The 17,399-nt window shown below is 56.1% G+C and carries 15 protein-coding genes; 13 read left to right on the top strand and 2 right to left on the bottom strand.

All coding sequences use genetic code 11. From position 1 onward, the window contains the following. Positions 1 to 112: 112 nt before the first annotated feature. The 3 genes from GRX76_RS18560 (at position 113) to GRX76_RS18570 (ending at position 1,808) form a co-directional block, all read left to right on the top strand. Complete coding sequence (locus GRX76_RS18560; protein WP_160154645.1) at positions 113 to 634, top strand: hypothetical protein; 522 nt, start codon at positions 113 to 115, stop codon at positions 632 to 634. Positions 635 to 901: 267 nt separating this feature from the next. Beyond that, positions 902 to 1,351, top strand: a complete 450-nt coding sequence (locus tag GRX76_RS18565; RefSeq protein ID WP_160154646.1) for a hypothetical protein — start codon at positions 902 to 904, stop codon at positions 1,349 to 1,351. Positions 1,352 to 1,409: 58 nt separating this feature from the next. Then, on the top strand, positions 1,410 to 1,808 hold the full coding sequence (locus GRX76_RS18570; protein ID WP_160154647.1) for a hypothetical protein: 399 nt from the start codon (positions 1,410 to 1,412) through the stop codon (positions 1,806 to 1,808). A 32-nt stretch (positions 1,809 to 1,840) separates the two neighbouring features. Here the strand turns inward: GRX76_RS18570 and GRX76_RS18575 are convergent, their stop codons facing one another. Next, positions 1,841 to 2,536: an MnmC family methyltransferase gene (locus GRX76_RS18575; protein ID WP_160154648.1), complete on the bottom strand. Its 696-nt coding sequence runs from the start codon at positions 2,534 to 2,536 to the stop codon at positions 1,841 to 1,843. A 165-nt stretch (positions 2,537 to 2,701) separates the two neighbouring features. Between GRX76_RS18575 and GRX76_RS18580 the strand changes: the two genes are divergently transcribed. The 8 genes from GRX76_RS18580 to GRX76_RS18615 all read left to right on the top strand — a co-directional run bounded on the left by GRX76_RS18580 (position 2,702) and on the right by GRX76_RS18615 (position 9,782). Beyond that, positions 2,702 to 2,872, top strand: coding sequence for a DUF2986 domain-containing protein (locus GRX76_RS18580; protein WP_160154649.1), 171 nt, complete (start codon positions 2,702 to 2,704; stop codon positions 2,870 to 2,872). Positions 2,873 to 2,939: 67 nt separating this feature from the next. Beyond that, positions 2,940 to 3,230, top strand: coding sequence for a hypothetical protein (locus tag GRX76_RS18585; protein ID WP_160154650.1), 291 nt, complete (start codon positions 2,940 to 2,942; stop codon positions 3,228 to 3,230). 33 nt (positions 3,231 to 3,263) lie between these two features. Continuing rightward, the gene (locus GRX76_RS18590) at positions 3,264 to 3,911 is read left to right on the top strand and encodes a hypothetical protein (RefSeq protein ID WP_160154651.1); all 648 of its coding nucleotides are present in this window, start codon (positions 3,264 to 3,266) and stop codon (positions 3,909 to 3,911) included. 95 nt (positions 3,912 to 4,006) lie between these two features. Next, the gene (locus GRX76_RS18595) at positions 4,007 to 4,378 is read left to right on the top strand and encodes a VOC family protein (RefSeq protein ID WP_160154652.1); all 372 of its coding nucleotides are present in this window, start codon (positions 4,007 to 4,009) and stop codon (positions 4,376 to 4,378) included. A 161-nt stretch (positions 4,379 to 4,539) separates the two neighbouring features. Then, on the top strand, positions 4,540 to 5,322 hold the full coding sequence (locus GRX76_RS18600; RefSeq protein ID WP_160154653.1) for a phytanoyl-CoA dioxygenase family protein: 783 nt from the start codon (positions 4,540 to 4,542) through the stop codon (positions 5,320 to 5,322). 54 nt (positions 5,323 to 5,376) lie between these two features. Then, positions 5,377 to 6,273: an MBL fold metallo-hydrolase gene (locus tag GRX76_RS18605; protein WP_160154654.1), complete on the top strand. Its 897-nt coding sequence runs from the start codon at positions 5,377 to 5,379 to the stop codon at positions 6,271 to 6,273. A 317-nt stretch (positions 6,274 to 6,590) separates the two neighbouring features. Beyond that, positions 6,591 to 9,194, top strand: coding sequence for a TonB-dependent siderophore receptor (locus GRX76_RS18610; RefSeq protein ID WP_160154655.1), 2,604 nt, complete (start codon positions 6,591 to 6,593; stop codon positions 9,192 to 9,194). Between the two features lie 87 nt (positions 9,195 to 9,281). Continuing rightward, positions 9,282 to 9,782, top strand: a complete 501-nt coding sequence (locus tag GRX76_RS18615; protein WP_160154656.1) for a GNAT family N-acetyltransferase — start codon at positions 9,282 to 9,284, stop codon at positions 9,780 to 9,782. A 90-nt stretch (positions 9,783 to 9,872) separates the two neighbouring features. On the opposite strand, the gene GRX76_RS19445 is transcribed toward GRX76_RS18615, so the two are convergent. Further along, positions 9,873 to 12,710, bottom strand: a complete 2,838-nt coding sequence (locus tag GRX76_RS19445; RefSeq protein WP_160155063.1) for an alpha-amylase family glycosyl hydrolase — start codon at positions 12,708 to 12,710, stop codon at positions 9,873 to 9,875. Between the two features lie 284 nt (positions 12,711 to 12,994). On the opposite strand from GRX76_RS19445, the gene GRX76_RS18625 reads away from it, so the two are divergent. Together GRX76_RS18625 and GRX76_RS18630 are read left to right on the top strand one after the other, a co-directional pair. Continuing rightward, positions 12,995 to 14,884 carry a glycoside hydrolase family 13 protein gene (locus tag GRX76_RS18625; RefSeq protein ID WP_160154657.1) on the top strand — a complete coding sequence of 630 codons (1,890 nt, stop codon included), beginning with the start codon at positions 12,995 to 12,997 and terminating at the stop codon, positions 14,882 to 14,884. A 44-nt stretch (positions 14,885 to 14,928) separates the two neighbouring features. Next, positions 14,929 to 17,391, top strand: a complete 2,463-nt coding sequence (locus tag GRX76_RS18630) for a TIM-barrel domain-containing protein (protein ID WP_160154658.1) — start codon at positions 14,929 to 14,931, stop codon at positions 17,389 to 17,391. Positions 17,392 to 17,399 lie beyond the last annotated feature (8 nt).

Consider the following 17,399-nt stretch of genomic DNA (forward strand, 5'->3'; position numbering starts at 1 on the left):
CAGTTCTCTCACAATGACTATTGCCGGGGCAATACATTTCGCGCAGATCGCACCCTAACCTGAAATAAAGCGTCGCGCCGCCTGAAATAGCACGAACAACAAAGGACGTTAAATGTTAAAACGGTTTTTTAGGAGAGAAAAATCGAATATCTATCTGGGCACCATAGCCGTAGTCCCAAGGTCAGATATAAAGAGTAAGCTCGACCCTTGGGGATCCCTTAGCGATGAGGATATGGATCTTTCACTGAGGGAGTATTTGGCGCAAATTTTTGATATTCCCTGCGCAAATGGGGTCAGCAACCCCGAAGATACTGACCTGGTACTGGATGTGATGGTACCAAAATTTCAATCCGGAGACCTTTGGGACGTCTCGATTGGCGAGGTCGCATTTCCGATATTTTGGCGCCCCAAAATAGAAATCGCCTCCAGATTGTATAACCTGAAAACGGGAAAAACAGTCACTACAACGAGGGCAAAATCAAAAATGCCATGGCGAGAGTACTTTTCACGGCTATTTTCATGGCGGTCATTCTTAGGATTTAAACCATTGTTTGATTCATCAGACATGAACAAGCTTTTGCTAAAAGCATGCATAGAAGTTTTATCAAAATTCAAAAAAGTGACGAGATCTTAGAAAAAGGTGTAACAATACTGGGCGCGAGTACAACGTCGAATCTGAGCCTACTGAGAAATCGTGAAACAAGATAAAAAACAGAGAAAAACGAGCAATATCCAGCGAAATTCAGCAGATCGAATCAAAGACTCAATTATTTTCCCCGAGCATAAATAATGCTCAACAAACGTCTTTGACCCAGATGCGAAGACACCAAGAAATGATTGATCAAAATGAGATCGTCATGGAAGAAAATACAAACAATAAACCAGAAGGAATATCAGAAAAATGACTGAAACACTAAGTTTGGCGAAACAAATGGATGCGAAGCTGGAGGATGACCTCTGGCTGGACGACCACCTCTTTGAGATTCGCGAAAAGATTGTCGCACGGGCAAAAGAACTACTGCTTGATACCAATAACGAGCTCACCAAGGCCGCAGCACTGTCAGAGGCGGCGAAGGAGTATGCCCCGGGCATGCGCTTTCCGGACCCGAAGCAGCATTCCTGGCGGGAGAACATTCTCTCCCAATTATCCGCAGTCACCCTGATTTCTGCCCTGCTTGCAATTGTCTTTGGCTGCATCGCTTTCGGTATCTCCATCGCGACCGAAGAGGGAGAGCCGGTGCCGGATGTATCTGGCTATATCGATCTGGTGAAGATATTCGCCGGCGCTGTAGTAGGTTCGACCGGCGCCGCGGTGGTGGCCAATCACTCTAGGGCCAAAGCGAAACCCTGAGTCTTTAAATTTGCGAACAGTATTTTTCGCAGGTTAGCGTTTACCCGCAGGGAGCACCATGAAACGATTTATTCTATCTGTTATTTTTTCGCTGTTTAGTTCACTGTCGTTTTCCAAGGACCTTACCGGTGTCTGGGAGCTGGTTTCCGGCAATTATGTCGACGGCAGCGGCAAGCTGGTCAATTACAAAGACCTGGACTTAAAAGCATTAAAAGTGATTTCGGATTCGCACTTCAGCTTTACTTCAATGAAGGGCGACGTATTTTGGGCGTCCGGTACTGGCAGCTACGAACTGAGCGAAGGCCAATATATCGAAACGTTACGCTACAACTCCTTCGGGGAGCCAGCCGGGACAACCTTTGCGTTCACTACCAGAATCGAGGAATCGCTCTGGTATAACGAACGCTGGAAAGATGGTGAGCGCGTAGAGTACGAGGTTTGGCAGCGCATTGAGTGACCGGAGAGACTTGCGGTTGGCGGTCAAGGCCGCTAACCGCCACGCTTACCGGCAGGTTTCTTTGCCAGAAAGATCGCATGCCGGGCACCCTTACCGGGCCTCTCGCGCACGGTTTTCACCTCCACCCGAAAGCCCACCTTCTTCAGCCTGCTCGCGTACACCGCATCCGGTGATGCCGACCACACGGCCAGTACACCACCCGGTTTAAGACTCTTGTAGATACAGCTGGTGCCCTCCACCGAGTAGAGCCAGTTGTTGTCGCTGTGGGTCAGCCCCTCGGGGCCGTTGTCTACATCCAGCAGTACCGCGTCGTATTGTTCTTTGGGGTTTACCAGCAATTCACCCACATCGCCGATATACACCGTCACACGACCGTCGTCCAGTGGCCGGCCAGCACAATCGCCCAGGGGCCCGCGGTTCCACTCCACCACCTCCGGGATCAGGTCGGCGACGATAACGTCCGCACTGGCGGGCACAGCTTCGAGCGCCGCGGCCAGTGTGTAGCCCATCCCCATACCACCGACAAGCACCCGGGCTTTTTCACGATTCTTTAAGTGCGCACAGCCCAGAATCGACAGCTGTTGCTCGCTGTGAAACCGACGACTGTTCATCAGCTCACCGCGAGGGCCGGACAGGGAGATGGAGAACTCCTGATCACGCTGGCGTAGCGTGAGGGTGCCGCCATTATTGGGAATCTGGGCACTACCGAGTTCGATCCAGGGCTTCATGCGGGGCTCACTTATGGGCTGTAGGGCTTACGGGTTACCGGGCGGATTGTAGGGACAGCAGGTGTGGATAACGCGCGCAATGTAGCACACGTTGGTTCACTGTGCCGGTGACGTTAAAATGACCGGATACCGCTGACACACACCACTTATTTTGTTGAGCTGATCATGAACCGCAGAAAGAAAGTCAACCAGATTCTGAAAAAGAAGGCCAAGAAGGCAAACGACAAGCTCAACCCCAAAGGCAAACCGCGCTACATATCCAAGGCCGAACGTGCGAAACTGGAGCAGCAAACGAGCGATCTGCCGGTAGTGGAATCGGAAGCAGAACACAAATAGAACAAGCCAATACTGGCTGACTTACCGCCAGACCTCGCCTGACTCAAGCCATCAAGGATGAAGAACAATGCTTGAAATTCGACAACTGCTATCCGTCTTTTTCCTGAGTACCAGCATCTACCTGGTATTTGATCTTTTCGCTCAGGGATTTAGTCTGACTGTTCTGGCAGGCACAATCGTCTTCTACTTATTGGCTTACTATACTTGGCCGAAAAAGGAGAAAGAGAGTGATTCTGTCTGGCTGGATATCGCAGAGCTCATCGTCGAACTGCCTTTCCGACTGATTGCATCCCTGTTGCGGGGGTTAGGCCGCTTAGCCTCCAATAAGAGCGGCCCGGATTTTGATATAGATCTCTAAAAAATACGAAGAACATATCAAGAATCAAAAACTATGCAGATCATTTTACCCGCCATTTTCATCACCATCCTGACTTACACACTGTATCGGGGTTATCAGAACTCTCTTGCCGCCAAGCGTGCCAAACTGATCGACGCCTTCCAGTTTCCCAACACCATTACCACAAAAATTATCGACAAATATCCGCACTTGAGTGAATCAGACGCCCGGCGTGTACTGAAAGGTCTCAGGGAGTATTTTCACGTTTGCAATATCGCCGGCAACCGGATGGTAGCCATGCCATCACAGGTTGTGGATGTTGCCTGGCATGAGTTCATTCTCTTTACCAGAAAATATGAACACTTCTGCAACAAAGCGCTGGGACGCTTCCTGCACCATACTCCCGCAGAAGCCATGAAATCGCCTACCCTTGCGCAATCCGGTATCAAGCGAGCCTGGCGAATTTCCTGCTACCGGGAAAACATCAAACCCAAAGCTGCACACAAGCTGCCACTGCTATTCGCGATCGACGCCCACCTGGAGATACCGGATGGATTCAATTACGCATTGGACTGTACCCGCCGAGGCTGCAACGATTATTGCGCGGGCCATATCGGGTGCGGGTCGGGCTGCAGTGGCGGGTGTGCAGGCGGATCATCCGGCTCCGATGGAGGCTGTGGAGGCGGCTGCGGTGGCGATTAAGCATCGCGAAATCTGGTGAACCACCAATGTCAATCAGTAGTTAAAGATCATCAAGATTATTTAACAAGAAAAATAGTTAGACCCAGGAGCGGATTATGGACTTAGGCGCTTTTTCAATCAGCCTCACGGTTAAGGATATCGAAGCCTCCAAGAAATTTTACGAGAGCCTGGGATTTGAATCTCTGGGGGGCGACTGTGGTCAGGGTTGGACGATCCTGAAGAACGGTGACCATATCATTGGTCTATTTCAGGGGATGTTTGACAAGAACATGCTCACCTTCAACCCCGGCTGGGATCAGTCCGCACAGAATACCGACACCTTCACGGACGTACGCGAACTGCGCGAGGCGCTGGTGCAGCGTGGTATCAAGATTGTCAACGATGACGCAACGGGCGATTCAGGTCCGGGCAGTATTGTTATTGAAGATCCTGATGGCAATCCGATCCTGATTGATCAGCACAGGTAGCCGCGTATACAAGTCCCCAGTATCCCGGGATAACCTCAACGCAGCCTAAGAGCTCGCCAGAATATCCGACGATAGGATACTTTTCCGATGCCGTTGGCGATACTGAAGCTTTAATAAGGAATGACTGCGCTTTTCTACAGCTTATCCCCTAAGGATTCTCGATGAAAAATCCCTACGCCAATAACGGGTACGTTTATTGTAGAAACTTCCTCAATGGCACTGAACTTACACCACTTCGAAACGTGATCGAGAAATTCCACCAATCCTGGAAGCAGGAAAACGCCGAGTTCTACACGACAAGGGCAATCAACTCAGCCTATCTCACCGGTCGTAAACACCTCGATGAGATCGACCGAACTACGCTGTTCCAGTTTATTGGCTCTGCCAAATTGATGGAAATCGTGACCGGGATCATGGGCGACGGGGCGAGCTTTATGAACACGCAGCTGTTCTTTAATCCGGTAAATGCCGCGCAGAAAAACTACTGGCACCGGGACTCGCAATATGATTTATCGATTACAGATCAGCAACAGGCACTGCACGGTCCCAATGCCATGCACTTCCGCATTCCACTTGTGGATGAACCGGGGCTGGAACTGGTGCCCGGAACCCACAAGCGCTGGGATAGCCAGGAAGAACTGGATGTGCGGCTGGAGCGCAACGGTCATCGGAACTACGAGCCTCTAGCTAGCGGAGTAACCATTCCATTGAATGCCGGTGACCTCCTGGCGTTCAGCGCCAACATGATTCACCGCGGTATTTACGGAAAGGATCGCCTTTCTCTGGATATTCTTTTCTGCGATCCGGTTCCGGAGTTATTGCAGCACGCCGATGCGAGCTGCCTTCCCGACGAGAAAACCTTGTGCACGCTCGAAAAACCGCGTGCTTTTTTACAGGCCATTGAATTAAAGAACACGAATAGAGGAAGCTCCACTCCGCAATAGGGATAGATATGCTATGAATACGGGGAAGCCCAAACGCCCCTGAATGCGAGAATCATGGCCAAGTCAATCAAAGCGCTTTTTGCCCTAGTCTTTTCCATTCTGCTACTGCACTTCCCGAGTGCGGGTGCCGAGGAAAAGAGCGCGTACAAAATCGAACACATGAAGGACAATGTCTACCGTTTCAGCGCGGGGCATTACCACTCGGTATTCATGGTAACCGGGGAAGGGATCATTGTTACTGACCCCATCAGTGATGCGGCGGCGACGTATCTGCAGAAGCAATTGGCCAAACGCTTCGATCTACCAATCCGCTATATCGCCTACAGCCACAACCATGTGGACCATACGCTCGGTGGGCAGATCCTGGCACAGGATGGCGCAGACATAGTGGCACATGAATATGCCGCGGAAGACCTGAAATGGACCAGGGCTCCCACTGCCTTACCCAACATTACTTTTCGCGACACACTGGATATTGCACTGGGCGACAGTCGGGTGGAACTGCGCTATCACGGACCAAATAACGGGCGCGGCTCGGTCAGCATGCGGTTTATGCCGGCCAATGTGCTGTATGTGGTCGACTGGATTGTTATTGGACGAATGCCTTATAGAGATCTGCTGGGGTATGACATCCACGGCATGATCCACTCGACACGCGAGGTCCTGTCTGCTGAACCATTTGACCTGTTTATTGGCGGTCACGCAGAAACCGGGAGCCGCAAGGATGTCGCGCGCTACCTGGCTTACCTCGAAGCACTCTACGCTGCCGTCCGCGATGGCATGCTGGCAGGTAAGTCCTTAAAGGCACTCCAGTCAGAAATAAAACTTCCCGAATATGCCGACCTGCCAATGTACGATGAGTGGCTGCCGCTAAATATTGCCGGGGTCTACAAATCGCTGGTAGAGGTCTCCTACTTCAATTTTCGACCCGACATCGACGCTGAGTTTTAACGACTCCCTGAAAGCGGCGCGAAATTTTTTTCATCTGTCGGAACTGGGCAACAGCCAAACCGCCTTCCCTCGCGGATATTTATCTTGCCTGCACTTAATGTGCGAAATATATCTAACGCTTTCCGCAAAGGCCTATGCATTTTTTGGCGTATTTTTCATTTTGTGCATCCTTTATTGATGCAGCCTTGCAATTGCCCTACTCTGGTGCGGCTTTAGTTAAAAAACAATAACGGTGATCGGGTCACGATAGCTTTTCGTCGTAACGAAAAAAGCGAGCTATCGATCCCGATATCATAAAAATAATAGGACCGATGATTATGCGAGAGTTCCGAATCAAGGCACTGACCCTGGCGGTCGCTGCTGCAGCCGCACTGCCTGCATCGCTGGCATTTTCCCAACAGGCCGCCGAAGAGAAGGCGGCGACTGATCACGGCGTGATGGAAGAAGTCATCACCACCGGTACCCGCAAGGAAGGGGTTCTGCCCACCGAAACCCTCTCCCCGGTCGACGTACTGGGTGGTAACAAGTTTTCCGATCAGGGCAGTTTCGACCTGACCGAATCCCTGGCCAAAGTGGCCCCTTCTTTCAACACCCAGCGCTTCCCCATTGCCGATGGCACCGCGTTTATCCGTCCGGTGACCCTGCGCAATCTCTCTCCCGACCAGACCCTGGTGCTGGTGAACGGCACCCGCCGCCACCGCTCCGCGCTGGTGAACCTGCAGCTGGCACCGCTCGGCACCACCAACCAGGGCGCTCAGGCCGTGGACTTTGCCGCACTGCCATCCATGGCCATTGAGCGGGTGGAAGTACTGCGTGATGGTGCTTCCGCCCAGTATGGTTCCGACGCCATTGCCGGCGTGGTAAACGTGATCCTGAAAGACGACGCCGAAGGTTTCGGCCTGTCTGCGCAGACCGGCGAGTACTTTGAGGGCGACGGACAGCGCACCACACTCGCCGCCAACGGCGGTTTTGCGCTGGGCGAGCAGGGCTTTGTGAACGCCACCATTGAACACTCCACCGCCGATAAAACCTGGCGCGGTGCCGCGCGTCCGGACGCCGAGTTTGTGGGCACTATCGTGGGCGAGGAAAATGTACCCCTGGATGGCCTCGGCCAGCGCTGGGGCGACCCGGAAGTGACCGCCACCAAGTTTTTCCTCAATACCGGCTACTCCCTGAATGACACCACCGAGCTGTACGGCAATCTGGGTTACTCGAAAAACGAGACCATATCCGACTTCTTCTACCGTGGCCCGGTGCTGGATCCGTCCGCCGAGTTCGCGGCCCGCGAGACGCTACAAAAAGACGCGGACGGGGATTTCATGCCCGACGCAGCGCCCCAGTCGCTGGTGGACGACATCATTGCCCAGGGCCTGAACCCGTCCGACTACCTGGTGGCCGACAGCACCAGTGACAGCGGTTTTGTACTGCGCAACCCCATCTACAGCCAGTTCCCCGGTGGTTACAACCCGGCGTTCGGTGCCGATATCACCGATCTCTCGGTGGTGGCTGGAGCACGCGGCGAGTGGGCCAACGGTATCAGCTGGGACCTGCGCGCACGCAGCGCCGAGAATGAAGTCTCCTATGTACTGGAAAACTCCATCAACCCGAGCCTGGGTATCAACTCTCCCACCACCTTTAACCCGGGTACCCTGACCCAGTCCGAAACCAGTGTGAATGCGGACTTCGTCAAGCCCATCGATGTGGCCGCCTTCGCCACCCCCATGAACCTGGCGTTCGGTATGGAGTGGCGGGACGAGACCTACAAGATCGGTGCCGGCGATGAAGCCTCCATTGCCGTAGGCCCCACCGCTGCCGTCTTCGGCGTGGGCTCCGACGGTTTCCAGGGCTTCCCGGTAGAAGCCGCAGGTGAATACAGCAGTGTGAGCACCGCCGCCTATGTGGATCTGGAAGCGGATGTGACCGACAAGCTGCTGCTGGGTTCCGCCCTGCGGTTCGAGAACTTCGAGGAGTTTGGCTCCACCTTAAACTGGAAGCTGTCCGCCCGTTACGACTTCACCGAAAACTTTGCCCTGCGCGGTACCGCCAATACCGGCTTCCGCGCTCCGACCCCGGGCCAGGTGAACACCCTGAACGTGACCACTACCTCGGACTCCGCAGGTAACCTGATCCCGAACGGCACCTACCCGGTCAATCACCCGGTGGCCATGGCGCTCGGCGCCAAGGAACTGACCCCGGAGGAATCCACCAGCTTTACCCTGGGTGCTGTGTGGAGCCCGCTGGACAACACCAGCGTCACCATCGATTATTACAACATCGAAATCGAAGACCGCCTGGCACTGCGCAACAACACCATCGGTGCGGCTGAAGTGGCCCTGTTGGACGGCGCCGGTGTTACCAATGCCGCACTGCTGGAAGGCAGTAATGCCAACTATTTTGTCAACGCCTTCGACTCCGATGTATCGGGTATCGACCTGGCGGTAACCAGCGATTTTGACGTCGCCGGCGGCTTGCTGGTGGTGGACCTGCGCCACAACCACAACCAGCAGGAAGTCAGCAAGGTTGCCCCCAACACCATCAACCAGTCCCGCGTGTTCGACCTGGAAAACCAGGTTCCCAGTGACCGCACCACCCTGACGTTCGATTACGACAGCGGTGACCTGTTCAACGGCTACCTGCGCTTCAACCGCTACAGCGGATGGGAGAGCACGTTTGGCCTGTTTGGCCCGGGTGACGCTTCCGATGCCTCGTCTTACGGTGGTGAAATTCTGGTAGACATCGAAACCACGATCACCCTCAAGGAGAACTACAAGATCTCCCTCGGCGGTGAGAATATTTTTGATGTTCAGCCGGATGATGAAGCCGATCCCACCCTGCAGTTCCTGGGTGTTCGTCAATCGCTGACGTCGCCGTTTGGTTTCAATGGTGGCTTCTGGTACCTGCGCGCAAGTGCGGAATTCTAATCAACACGGCATACTACAAAGCCTCCCCTTCGGGAGGCTTTTTTTTGCCTGCCAAATACTTACTTTCGAAAACCCCATGCACTTAAAGTGCTTATCACAAGCAGTAACCAATCCATGGATATCGTCGATCTTGCACAGGTCCCACAAGCAATCGAGACACTGGCGCGCTGGCACTACGACGAGTGGCAGCAGCTGTACCCGGAAGAATCCCTCGCAGATTTCATCGCCGATCTCCGCGCGTCGACCGCTGCGATACCGGTGCCCTCGACCTTCGTGGCCAGGGAAAATGACGTGCTCATCGGATCCATCAGCCTGCTCGAACGCGATATGGAGATCGACGAGCCCTGGACGCCCTGGCTGGCGAACCTGTTTGTTCATCCCGACTACCGCCAGCGCGGTGTCGGCAAACAGCTGATAAAACACCTGACCCAGTTCTGCCGAGCAAACGCGGTAAAGCAGCTCTACCTGTTTACGCCGGAAAGCCGCAGCTACTACGAGACGCTAGGCTGGACGCTGGTGAGGCGTCAGGCTTACAAGGGACAGATGGTCGACATCATGGTGCGGGCAATATCAGCAGAAGCGCCATAGAAAGCTCCCGATTAGTTTCTCCAGAAAATAAAACCCCGGGGCTGGCCCGGGGTTTTATTACAACGCTATTTAATCTCTCTCTGTGCTCACCTAGTGCAGCACGATGACCTCGTTGGCATCCAGGTTCAATACCGCGGAGCCTCCGCTGACACTCACTGTGTCGCTGCCCACCAGACTGCTGTATTGCCCATCCGCCAGCGCCAGGCTGCTCACGTTGATCGAGGTGTTGCCGCCGCGGTTGACTGCAACCATTACCACGTCGCTGCCCTGGACACGTTCGAACACCAGAACGTCCTGATTGACCCAGCGCTCACTGTAACTACCAGAAGCCAAAGCCGGGCTTACGGCGCGCAGGTTGGCCAGCGCGCTGATCAGCTGGAAGGCCTGCGTGGTTTCGCTGAAGGATGGCATACCTTCGCGGTTGAACGGGTCGTGGCCGACCTGACCGTCGCCGTTGGCGGTGAACCAGGTGCTGTTCTGCTCACTGCCGTAGTAAATAGTAGGAATACCCGGCAGGGTCATGACCAGTGCCATACCCAGGTTCTGACGCGCATCGGCAAGAGACTTGGTGAAGCCTTTACCGCTACGGCCGTTGTCCACGGGACCGGTAGTTTGCAGGAACACGCTGGTACGGGTCGCATCGTGGTTGTCGAGGAAGATGGGCTGCCAGCTTTCGCGATTGCCCATCGCACCCGCGCGGGACACGATGTGCGTGTTCAGCTGGGTCATGGTGATATCACCGGCAATGGCCGCTTCGATGTTATTGCGCAGCTGGAAGTCCAACAGCTCGGAGCCGCGGTCTTCATTGAGGAAGGTCATCGACAGACTCTCACCGGCACCGGCGCCGTACCATTCACCGAAGATATATACATCCGGATCGACCGCGCGCACCGCCTGGCTGAAGCGGTTAATAAAGTTTGGCTCTATGTGCTTGATGGCATCGATACGGAACGCATCCACCCCGTGGCTCATCCATTTGATCGCGGCATCGATCAGGTACTGGTCGGCAGCGCTGTTGCTGTTTACCCCGTGGTTGAAATCGGTGAGGTTGAACAGGGTTTTGTTGCGGAATGCCCAGGGGTCATCCCACTCGTTCCCACAGGTGGTGGAAGGGTCGCTGTCACCACAATCGGAGATGGCTCCGTTGTGGTGGTACCAGGTACCGTTGTCCTGATTCACATCGGTAATGAAGGTGCCCTCTTTGTAGAGTGCGCCGAACTCGAACTGGTCGTCCTGGTTGGAGTGGTTGAGAGCGATATCCAGCACCAGCTTCATGCCGCGGGCTTCCATCTCAGCGTCCAGCTGATCCACCAGCGCCCAGTCACCCAGGTGCTCGTCAACCTCATAAAAGTCGCGACCCCAGTAGCCATGGTAAGCACCATCCGAACCTGAATTGTCGATGTTATCGTTCAGCGGGGTGACCCAGATGGCGGTTACGCCGAGGGCCTCCAGGTAGTCGAGCTTGTCGATCAGCCCCTGGATGTCGCCGCCCCAGTATTTCTTCCACTCGGACAGACCGCCGGCAGATTTTGTGCTGGAGGTAGCGGCTGCGTTGTTGCCGTTGTCGTTGCTGGTATCGCCGTTGGCAAAGCGGTCCACGAACACGAAATACATGCTGCGGTTGCGGAAATCACTCAGCACCGGCTGTACAACTTCACAGCCATTGGCATCCACGGTAGCGCCCGCCGGGGTATTCGGGCACTGGTCAGTACCGTCGGGTACGCCGTCGCCATCACTGTCCTGGGGAGCGGCACCGCAGTTTTCGCCAAGGTTGGTGGTCACGCTCATCACGGCGCTGTTGTCACCGTCGACAACGACTTTGGTCCAACCACTGGCCGAGACATCTTCCACCGGGAATTCGTCGCCGCCCCAACCACCATCGGGGTCGATCTTGAAGCGCGGGCCGCCGTTGCCGTCACCGGCAGTGAAGTTGCGGCAGGCTTCGTAATTATCGGTCCCGGCAACACGGGTCAGCAGGTCGCCCGCTACCCAGCCGTTGTGGGTGCCGCGCAGGTGCAGGGATAAGCCCGGCAGGATTTCACAACCGTTCGCGTCAACAGTCGCACCGGCAGGCGTATTTGGACACTGATCGGTGGAGTCTGGCACCCCGTCGTCATCAGTGTCGGCAATGACTTCACAGCCGTTTGCGTCCACTTGCGCACCGGCGGGTGTGTTGGGGCATTGATCTGCACCATCCAGTACACCATCGCCGTCCGAGTCGGCTCCGCCGGTACCGCAGTTAACGGCCATGTCCGTGGTCACGCTGGCCACGCTCAGGCTGTTGCCGTTAACCACGACTTCCGTCCAGCCGCTTGCCACTACATCGGCTACCGGGAACTCGTCGCCACCCCAGCCGCCGTTGGGGTCAATTTTAAAGCGCGGGCCACCGCCACCGTCGCCACCGACGAAATTGCGGCAAGCGCTGTACAGGCCGCCGCCAATATCGCTCAGCAGATCACCGGCTACCCAGCCATTGTGGGTACCGCGGAGGTGCAACTGCAGGGTGACCACAACTTCACAACCGTTGGCATCGACCTGAGCGCCGGCGGGGGTATCCGCACACTGATCCTGACTGTCGGGTACGCCGTCGTTATCCGCATCAGGTGCACCCGCGGGCTGGATGCTGTAGTCCTTGGTGTCGGTGTAGAACTCGATATCCCAGGTGCCGGCGGCGACGGCGATGTCCGGGCCGTTCTGCTGCTGGTTGGTACCGTAGTTCTCGCTCCAGTCGCCCCAGCGGTCGATCTTGAACTGGCCCGCCGCGGTGAACACCACATCTTCAGCAACCATGGTGTTGCTGCCGACATCGGTCATCTGGTCCGCTTGCCAGTTGTTGTGGGTACCGCGCAGGAACCATTCCGCCTGCGCCATAGAACTCGCACCCAGCAGCAGTGCCGCCAGGGCCAGGTAGCTCTTATTCATGTTCATCATCTCGGTTGATTATTTTTCTCTGAGGTGTGCCCGGCGAACTTTCTACTGCAGATCCGTGCCGATTCGGGCTCCTGTACATAGTGGCCATCTGGCTGGCCGATACCTCCTCCCCGCACGGGGCGTGGAGGAACCGCGCGCCAGGCCAGTGGATTTGAGGGGAGGTACAGCTCCCCCCGGAGGGAGGGGGATAACAGGGGGCCGAAGTGTGGGCACAATGGTGAAAAAAAGTGCGAAAGGTTCGCCGGGATACTTTGCCCAGCCCCAAATAACAGGTGACCGCGATGATGATGGATACACCCCGCCACCCCCCAGTCCTGCTACCAGGTCTGCTGTTGCCAGCGCTGATGGCACTCACTATGGGCTGCAGCGCCACAGAGCAACCCGCGGTCGACCGTGTGGAGCCGCCCTTCTGGTGGACACAGATGGCGGAGCCCAATCTGCAGCTGATGCTGCATGGGGAGGATATTGCGAGTGCTGTGGTCAGCCTGGACTACCCGGGAGTGACCGTGACCGGCACCGAGCAGGAGCAGAATCCCAACTACCTGTTTATCAACCTCGCCATCAGCGATGGCGCCAGGCCCGGCACCCTGCCCATCGAACTGCGCAGCGGCGATACCCGGGTGACCGTGGAGTACACACTCAAGCAGCGCCGTGCCGGCTCTGCCGAGCGCCAGGGCTTCGACAGCAGCGACACCATTTACCTGATCACCCCGGACCGCTTCGCCAACGGCGACACAGCCAATGACCGCACCGCGGATATGCTGGAAGGCCCGGACCGCAAGAATCCCGGCGGTCGCCACGGCGGCGATATCGCCGGCATCCAGGCCCACCTCGATTACATCGCGGAAATGGGCTTCACCCAGATCTGGCCCAACCCACTGATCGAAAACAACCAGCCGGAATACTCCTACCACGGCTACTCCGCCACCGATTACTACCGCATCGACCCCCGTTACGGCAGCAATGAAAGCTTCCGCGCATTTGTGGCAGCGGCGAAGGAAAAAGGCATCGGCGTAATCCAGGACATGGTGCCGAACCATATCGGCGACGGGCACTGGTGGCTCAAGGACCTGCCGGGCGATGACTGGCTAAACGGCCAGGGGCTCGAAAAAGGCGAATACGAATACACCAACCACGCGCGTACCGTGCATATGGATCCCTATGCCAGCCACAAGGACCACCAGCTGTTTACCGACGGCTGGTTTGTGGATTCCATGCCGGACCCCAATCAGCGCAATCCGCGCATGGCCAACTACCTGATCCAGAACGCGGTCTGGTGGGTGGAATACGCCGACCTCTCGGGTATTCGCGTGGACACCTATGCCTATTCCGATGCGGATTTTCTTACCCAGTGGTCCGCGCGGATGATGCGCGAATACCCCAACTTCAACATCGTCGGCGAGGAGTGGACCCGACAACCGGCACTGGTGGCTTACTGGCAGGCGGGTAACAAAAACCGCAACGGCTACGTCTCCCACGTGCCAAGCATGATGGACTTCCCCTTGCATTACGGCCTGCGCGAAGGACTGGAAAAGCCGGAAAGCTGGAGCACCGGCCTGGTTTCCCTGTACGAATCCCTGGCCAACGATGTGCTCTATCCCGACCCGAACAATCTGGTCATCTTCGGCGGCAACCACGACACCAGCCGCCTGTACAGCCAGCTGGATGAAGACCCGGGCAAGTTCCGCATGGCCGTCGCCTACCTCGCCACCATGCGCGGAATACCCCAGTTTTATTACGGCGATGAAATCCTGGCAAAAAGTCCCAAGCAGCGGGATGACGGCGTGGTGCGCAGTGATTTCCCCGGCGGCTGGGCAGGTGACCGAATCAATGCCTTTACCGGAAAAAACCTGAGCCAGGCGCAAAAAGAAGCACAGCGATTTGTGCGCACCCTGTTCAACTGGCGCAAAGACAAAGACGTTATCCACAGCGGCAATCTCAAGCATTTTGCGCCCATCGACGGCCTCTATGTGTACTTCCGCTACGACGAAAAAGACACGGTGATGGTGGCGATCAACAAGAGCGATAAACCCCGGGAGTTACCGCTGGCACATCTGGCGGAAATGCTCGGCGACAAATCCACCGCGATCGATATCACCACAGATAAAGCCAAACCGCTGACCGAACTGGTCATTGCGCCCAGCGATGTGCTGGTTGCCGAAGTTCTTTAATTATTCCAGTTAAAAGCAAACGACTTAAAAGAAAGAAAGCGACGATGAAAGTACTAAAAAGTAATAAGCCTACAAGGCTGTTCCGCAAACTCGGGCTGGCAACACTGGTACCCGCCCTGATCGCCGGCGCCGTGCAGTCAGCGATCGCGGAATCACCGCGTAGCTATCAAAGCCACCAGCTGCTCGATAATAAGCTGGTGATCGAAACCAGCGATAGCCAGGTGACCCTCTCGCCACTGAACAGCGCTGCGCTGGAAGTTCACTACCAGCGTGACGGGCTCAAACAGCTGCCCTCTTTTGCCCGCTCAAATCAACTGAAAGCCGACGTACAGGCACAGCTGAGTGTTTCCGAGCAGGCGCTGCGCTATTCACTGGGTGAACTGACCGCGGTTATCCACAAGTCGCCCTTTCACATCGAATATCTGCGCAATGACAAACCGCTCCTCAGTGAAGAACACGGCTTCTTCGCCAACCAGACCATGCGCGGCTTCCGCTTCAAGCTCAGCGAAGAGGAGAAGCTGATTGGCGGCGGCCAGCGAGTGCTGGGGATGGATCGCCGCGGCCATCGCCTGCCGCTGTATAACAAAGCCCACTACGGCTACACCACCGAATCCGAGCAGATGTATTTCAGCCTGCCGGCGGTCATGAGCAGCAACAAATACATTCTGCTGTTCGACAACAGTGCCACCGGCACCATGGACCTCGGTGCCAGCGAAGACAGCGTCATGCAATTCGAAGCCGTGGCCGGGCGCACCGGCTATATCGTGGTTGCCGGCGAGACTTATCCACAACTGATCGAGCACTATGTGGATGTCACCGGTCGCCAGCCGATGCCACCGCGCTGGGCCCTGGGTAATTTTGCCTCGCGCTTCGGCTACCGCAGCGAACAGGAAGTGCGCGATGTGGTAAAAAAATTCCGCGAGGAAGATTTCCCGCTGGATGCGCTGGTACTGGATCTTTACTGGTTCGGCCCGGATATCCAGGGCCACATGGGCAACCTGGCCTGGGACAAAAATGCCTTCCCGTCGCCGGTGGAGATGATGTCGGATCTTCGCGAAGACGGTATCAACACCATCCTGGTCACTGAGCCGTTTGTACTCTCCACCTCTGAGCGCTGGAGCGATGCGGTCGCCAGCAATGCGCTGGCCAAAGACCTGACCGGAAAATCCAAGCAATTTGATTTCTACTTTGGCAACACAGGCCTGATCGACGTTTTCTCCGAAGACGGCCGCGACTGGTTCTGGAATATCTACAAAGACCTGAAAGAACAGGGCGTTGCCGGCTGGTGGGGCGATCTTGGCGAACCGGAAGTGCACCCCTCAGATACCGTGCACGCGGTCGGCATGGCGGATGAAATCCACAACGCCTATGGTCACCGCTGGGCGCAGATGCTGTTCGACAACGAAAAAGCGGCAAACCCGGACGAGCGGCCTTTCATCATGATGCGCTCCGGATTTCCCGGCTCCCAACGTTTCGGCATGATTCCCTGGACCGGTGACGTATCGCGGGAATGGGGTGGCCTGCAACCGCAGGTGGAGCTCTCCCTGCAAATGGGCCTGCTGGGCTTCGGTTACACCCACTCGGATCTCGGTGGTTTTGCCGGCGGTGAGAAATTCGATCGCGAACTCTATATCCGCTGGCTGCAGTACGGCGTTTTCCAGCCGGTTTACCGCCCCCACGCGCAGGAACATATCGCGCCCGAGCCGGTATTCCACGACCGCAAGACCCGCAACATCACCCGCGAGTTCATCAAACTCCGCTACCGCCTGCTGCCCTACAACTACACGCTGGCGTTTGAAAACAGCCAGACCGGCCTGCCGCTGATGCGCCCGCTGTTTTTTGAAAATGAAAACGACCTGGCGCTGATGGACAACAAGAATGCCTACCTGTGGGGCAACGATTTCCTGGTGGCACCGGTTACCGAGGAAGATATCGACGAAGTTGCGGTGCAGCTGCCCGGCGGTGTCTGGTTTGATTACTGGAACGACAACCAGTATGGCGGCGACCTGGCCAGGGTGGACGTGGATCTGGAAACCATTCCGGTACTGGTGCGCGCCGGTGCCTTTATCCCCACCGTTGCGGACATGAAAAGCACCCGCGAATACTCCAGCGCGAGCCTGCGCCTGGACTACTACGCCCATGAGTCCGCCAAGCAGTCCTCCGGTTACGTCTACGAGGACGATGGCGTCACCGCCAATGCCTTCGCCAAAGGCGAGTACCAGAAACTGCTGTTTGCCGGCGAACGTACCGAGTCCGGGATCGCATTCCGTTTCAATCAAGAGGGCGAGGGTTACACCGGCGCACCGCAGAACCGCAGCGTGGAGCTGGTCGTACACAACTGGCAGCAAGCGCCTTCAGGCATCCACGCCGGCGATCAACAGATTCGCCTGGTGGACCGTGAGAAGCAGCTCGCCGACAACACTGCCTGGTACGACAAGCGCGCGAAAACCCTGCATGTGAAATTCAACTGGTCTGAACAGAGCCAGGCGCTTTCGGTCAACCTTTAACGACGATT

The sequence above is a fragment of the Microbulbifer sp. ALW1 genome (assembly GCF_009903625.1).
Taxonomy (GTDB): Bacteria; Pseudomonadota; Gammaproteobacteria; order Pseudomonadales; family Cellvibrionaceae; genus Microbulbifer.

Excerpts from the sequence above, each read along its gene's own strand:
- GRX76_RS18585 (WP_160154650.1), top strand. The coding sequence starts at position 2,940 with ATGCTTGAAATTCGACAACTGCTATCCGTCTTTTTCCTGAGTACCAGC.
- GRX76_RS18575 (WP_160154648.1), bottom strand. The coding sequence starts at position 2,536 with ATGAAGCCCTGGATCGAACTCGGTAGTGCCCAGATTCCCAATAATGGC.
- GRX76_RS18570 (WP_160154647.1), top strand. The coding sequence starts at position 1,410 with ATGAAACGATTTATTCTATCTGTTATTTTTTCGCTGTTTAGTTCACTG.
- GRX76_RS18580 (WP_160154649.1), top strand. The coding sequence starts at position 2,702 with ATGAACCGCAGAAAGAAAGTCAACCAGATTCTGAAAAAGAAGGCCAAG.
- GRX76_RS18595 (WP_160154652.1), top strand. The coding sequence starts at position 4,007 with ATGGACTTAGGCGCTTTTTCAATCAGCCTCACGGTTAAGGATATCGAA.
- GRX76_RS19445 (WP_160155063.1), bottom strand. The coding sequence starts at position 12,710 with ATGAACATGAATAAGAGCTACCTGGCCCTGGCGGCACTGCTGCTGGGT.
- GRX76_RS18600 (WP_160154653.1), top strand. The coding sequence starts at position 4,540 with ATGAAAAATCCCTACGCCAATAACGGGTACGTTTATTGTAGAAACTTC.
- GRX76_RS18560 (WP_160154645.1), top strand. The coding sequence starts at position 113 with ATGTTAAAACGGTTTTTTAGGAGAGAAAAATCGAATATCTATCTGGGC.
- GRX76_RS18630 (WP_160154658.1), top strand. The coding sequence starts at position 14,929 with ATGAAAGTACTAAAAAGTAATAAGCCTACAAGGCTGTTCCGCAAACTC.
- GRX76_RS18605 (WP_160154654.1), top strand. The coding sequence starts at position 5,377 with ATGGCCAAGTCAATCAAAGCGCTTTTTGCCCTAGTCTTTTCCATTCTG.
- GRX76_RS18590 (WP_160154651.1), top strand. The coding sequence starts at position 3,264 with ATGCAGATCATTTTACCCGCCATTTTCATCACCATCCTGACTTACACA.
- GRX76_RS18625 (WP_160154657.1), top strand. The coding sequence starts at position 12,995 with ATGATGATGGATACACCCCGCCACCCCCCAGTCCTGCTACCAGGTCTG.
- GRX76_RS18610 (WP_160154655.1), top strand. The coding sequence starts at position 6,591 with ATGCGAGAGTTCCGAATCAAGGCACTGACCCTGGCGGTCGCTGCTGCA.
- GRX76_RS18565 (WP_160154646.1), top strand. The coding sequence starts at position 902 with ATGACTGAAACACTAAGTTTGGCGAAACAAATGGATGCGAAGCTGGAG.